Genomic DNA, 1654 nt, shown 5'->3' with positions numbered 1-1654 from the left:
TCATAGGTAACCAACAATCACAGCCACCAGAAGACTTTCCTGAACTTTTCCGCTCATTGCTTTCAAATATCGTCTCTGGGGAACTTGATGCTGACCGCGCCGATTATATGCTGCGCGACGGTTTTCACTCATCCGTGACGATTGGCAGCTTTAACCTTGATCACCTATTGAGCAATCTAAAATTTGGACGATGCAGCCAAACCGGGTGGGTTGGCATCGGCATAGCCGCCAAAGGTTTAAGTTCTTTAGAAGACTTCGTGTACAGTCGACATCAAATGTATCGACAAGTGTACGCACATAAAACAGCGCAAGGCTTTGACCTTCTGCTTCGCGCAGCAATCGAAGAAGTGATGAAAAACTCTGAAGTCAGTACCTTCATTCAACAGTGCCTATCGGATTTAGAATACTTTCAGCACCTGAGTGATAGTTATTTCTGGGAAGCATTTCGACGCTATAGTTTTAGAAACAAAAACTCATATAGCTATTGCATTCTCAACCGAATCAAAATGCCGCATTTATCGACCAAGTCGAACTTATCAGATGCGGAACTGCCTTCTTACATCAAACTCATCGCACAAGAGCATGCGATTGGCGAAGATGATGTAATCACAGCGAAACTTACTGCCCGCTTTACCAAGATCGACGACAGCTATACCGCGATGAAAGTGCTCGTGGATAGTGAAGCCCATGAGCCAATGTTCAAGCGCATCAGCAAAACCACGCAATTCTTTGATCAATTTAAAGATGATCAAATTACGCACTTTTATATTGACCCTACACGGGTCAAAGCGTGACTATATGTGGAAAGGTTGAGTCTGCTTTAAACACCTATGAAAACGCGCGATAGAATTCTTCACACAAGCCTTCGCTTATTTAACGAGATGGGCGAACCGAGCGTCACTACCTTATTGATCGCTGACGAGCTCGATATTAGCCCGGGCAACTTGTACTACCACTTCAAAAGTAAAACAGACATTTTAGAAGAGCTGTTTCAACAATTTGAAGAATGCATGTATAGCATTCTCATTGTTCCAGAATCAGAAATGGATATTGAAGATCTCTGGTTTTACCTCCATCTGATCTTCGAAAATATCGCGAAGTTTCAGTTCCTGTACAAAGACCTCGTCACCATCATGGCGAAATATCCACAATTCGAAAAGCGCTTTCAGAAGATCTTAAACACAAAACGTAAAGCCAGTATTTCTGTACTTGAAAACGCACGGAAGAATGAGCGATTACATGCGTCAACAGATGAAATAGAAGCACTCACTGAGCAAATCATTCTCACAACTACATTCTGGTTAAGCTATTCCTCAGTAAGAGAAGGCCAAGTCGCAGATGATGCCCTTGCGAGAGGCGTTTACCAAGTCATGTCAGTTGTCGCGCCTTTCCTCGAGCCAGAGCGAAGAGCAATGATCAACGGACTGAAAGACGCTTATCTATAAGTTATCGACAGAAATGCCTACCAATACCAGTTCATCACGATATCACCGCCGACTTCATAGCCATGACTTGATCGAGTGTATGCGCCAGCAAGGCTTAATAACCAATCTTCTTGAAACTCATGATCAACACCTAGCGCAAAAGTGAGCGAGTGCGGGCCCCGATTTTGTCCAACAAAACTCTAGGTATTGCTGGGATCAAAATTAAACGA

Annotated in this window: 1 protein-coding gene and 1 pseudogene; both read left to right on the top strand. The window is 43.5% G+C overall.

The features are described from left to right. Positions 1-794 (top strand): annotated as a pseudogene (locus tag A3739_RS30395) (phosphohydrolase); the annotation flags it as partial. 36 nt (positions 795-830) lie between these two features. Beyond that, positions 831-1445: a TetR/AcrR family transcriptional regulator gene (locus tag A3739_RS25105; RefSeq protein ID WP_068476453.1), complete on the top strand. Its 615-nt coding sequence runs from the start codon at positions 831-833 to the stop codon at positions 1443-1445. The last annotated feature ends 209 nt before the right edge of the window (positions 1446-1654 follow it).

The sequence above is a fragment of the Oleiphilus sp. HI0067 genome (assembly GCF_001635735.1).
This window is presented reverse-complemented; position numbering and strand designations above follow the sequence as displayed.

Coding starts and splice junctions, on each gene's coding strand:
- A3739_RS25105 (WP_068476453.1), top strand. CDS start 831: ATGAAAACGCGCGATAGAATTCTTCACACAAGCCTTCGCTTATTTAAC.